Here is a 518-nt window from a genome sequence, read left to right on the forward strand (position 1 = left end):
TAGCCGTTTCTTTGAGTTGGATTTCTCGCGCCGTCTATTGGTATTCGTCCACAACTTGAAATACGATTTCCATTTTATGCGCAAGCATTTTCAATGGGAGGAAATATTTGCACTTGCTGAAGGTGAACCAGTTAAGGCGACAACCAACAATGGGATAGAGTTTCGCTGTAGTTATAAACTGGCTGGCGCGTCACTTGCTCAAGTTGCTAAGAACTTAACAACTCATAAGGTGCGTAAACTAGAGGGCGATTTAGATTATGAACTGGTACGCCACCACGCAACGCCGTTAACTGAGCAAGAAATGATGTACTGCAATAATGATATTGAAATCATTCTGGCGTATATCAAAGAGCAGTTGATAGAGTACAAATCTGTGAACATGCTTCCTCTGACTAATACCGGACGTGTACGCGAATACGTGCGCAAACAATGTTTCGGAATAGTTGACGGCAATGAAAACGCGAATCAGGCTAAATCATATCGTAAGCGCATCGGCAATTTGCGCCTGACTCCTGACC

1 protein-coding gene is annotated in these 518 nt (G+C 43.4%); it reads left to right on the forward strand.

Features of this window, described 5'->3' with window-relative positions:
* On the forward strand, positions 1–518 hold a 518-nt coding region (locus N1032_RS27885), incomplete at both ends, for a hypothetical protein (protein ID WP_259543989.1).

It is taken from the genome of Herbiconiux daphne (genome assembly GCF_024979295.1).
Lineage (GTDB): Bacteria > Actinomycetota > Actinomycetes > Actinomycetales > Microbacteriaceae > Herbiconiux > Herbiconiux daphnes.